The 1,839-nt window shown below is 48.5% G+C and carries 2 protein-coding genes and 1 pseudogene; all 3 read left to right on the top strand.

Going from position 1 to position 1,839, the window contains the following annotated elements; genetic code table 11:
• Window positions 1-215 precede the first annotated feature (215 nt).
• On the top strand, window positions 216-545 hold the full coding sequence (locus QSH13_RS18360; protein WP_286039451.1) for a hypothetical protein: 330 nt from the start codon (window positions 216-218) through the stop codon (window positions 543-545).
• 175 nt (window positions 546-720) lie between these two features.
• A complete protein-coding gene (locus tag QSH13_RS18365; protein WP_286039450.1) occupies window positions 721-1,536 on the top strand; it encodes a TraI domain-containing protein in 816 nt (271 codons plus the stop codon).
• A 21-nt stretch (window positions 1,537-1,557) separates the two neighbouring features.
• Window positions 1,558-1,839, top strand: a pseudogene (locus QSH13_RS18370) (TraI domain-containing protein); the annotation flags it as partial.

Consider the following 1,839-nt stretch of genomic DNA (forward strand, 5'->3'; position numbering starts at 1 on the left):
GAATGAGGACGGTTTCCGGGATGTGACGGGACCGGACTATATTCTTGATTCATTACCACATTACGGAGGGTGAGGCTTCCGTATCGATTCAATTGACTGAAAACCCGGTAGTGATACCGGGTTTTTTATTTTTTTCGGAAAACTAATTTCGGCTTTTGTTTTATCCCCGCGTTGCTATCGTGATGCCGTCATTGAATGAGAGGAGGGAGTGTGTGATGAGATATAAATCAGGGCAACGTGTGTGGGCGTGGGTAACGTTTTGGATGTTTCCGTTAGTGGTGAGTCCGGGGTTTTTATGTGCTGTCGGTTATTTCAGCTGGCCATATCTGAGTCAGTTCATGGCCCGGAATGAACAGAATCTGGCTGAACGGGGAGGTTATTACCTGACAGAATGTCAGTTAGTGGAAAGAAACAGAGATACGGGCTTCTGGTCAGGGCGGGAAAATATTCTGCAATGCGGGGTGACCCGGGAGCATGTGAATGCGGATGCGTATGAAAAGGCAATTCAAACCTGGCAGCAGAAACAGGCAGGGACAAAAAAATGAATACGTTGTTAATGCAATCTCATGTTTTGTTGCCGGAATGATTTTTGTGGGAGAGTTAACGTAATGAAAATAAAGTGCATTTATTATTTTTACTTATTCTGGTATTAAAATAATTTATGTTTTATTGGGTATTGCGTTGTTATCTTTTTAGCTGGATTTAAGAGGCATAACACCGATGTTACCGTGGTTTCGTAAATCGCTTTCCCGGAAAGCGGAAGAGAAAATATTACCTGTTTCCCCGGGAAACACGCAGGAAAAAGCATTATTTATCCGTGACAGTGACGGTTTTTATTTACCGAAGCCGGCTGACATATTGCTGGCCACACCACAGCGACAAAACTGGTTACAGCAAATCAGCCGGGTGGTGGCGTTACCGGATAACCAGTACCGGGCACTTTGCCTGTCTCCTTTGCAGACGCTGGCAGAGCGCCTTCAGTGTGTGCCGGCATCAAAAACCGGGAAATATGCCGGAGAAGGGGGCTTGCTGGATTTAACGCTGAATACGACGGCCTGGTGTATGCGGATGTCCCAGAAAGAGATGCTGCCCCGGGGACTACCGTCGGAAGAGCAGAGCCGTCAGTTCAGTGCCTGGAATGTGTGCGTGTTTTATACCGGGCTGTTTTACTGGTTGCCGTTAACCGCACAGTTTGAGGGGCAACTGAACAGTCTGTCACCGTGGCAGCCGGGGATCAGTCCGCCATCAGAGCCGTATCGTTTTCGCTTTCATGAGCCGGTTCCGGATATAGCTCATTTTCGCCGGACAACAGGGGCCATGATGGCTTTCAGACTATTACCGGAGAAGGTTATTCACTGGTTGTCGGGGACACCAAAGGTGCTTCAGGCGTTGTCTGACGTGGTGACCGGGCAGGTAAACGGTGATAATGATTTACAGCGCGTGCTGAATGAGGCACTGGCTGCATTTCCCGCCGGTACACTGCCGGCATGTTCTCCCGTTGTGTCTGTGCCTGATGCTTCGTCTTCAGTGCCATAAGGACTGCCGGAGAGTAGTATCGTGTCATTGGCGCCTGCTGAATTGGCGCAAAAGCCACAACCTGAAACTCCCCCTGTAACATCGGTATTACCTTCGGAGTCTGTTACTTCAGAAAAAACAGAGAACGGAATTTACTGCGATATACCGCCGATGGCAGACGCAGAAGCGGAAGGCGTGGTTGCTCCGGAGACACCTGATTCTGCCGATGAAAAAACGGTCTCAGATACGTCTCTTCCGTTATCTGAGGATATGAAATATGCACTTGAATTATCAGGTTTAATGCCGGACGTCTTATCTGATACT

Source organism: Proteus faecis (assembly GCF_030286765.1).
Lineage (GTDB): Bacteria > Pseudomonadota > Gammaproteobacteria > Enterobacterales > Enterobacteriaceae > Proteus > Proteus faecis.

Excerpts from the sequence above, each read along its gene's own strand:
- QSH13_RS18360 (WP_286039451.1), top strand. The coding sequence starts at position 216 with ATGAGATATAAATCAGGGCAACGTGTGTGGGCGTGGGTAACGTTTTGG.
- QSH13_RS18365 (WP_286039450.1), top strand. The coding sequence starts at position 721 with ATGTTACCGTGGTTTCGTAAATCGCTTTCCCGGAAAGCGGAAGAGAAA.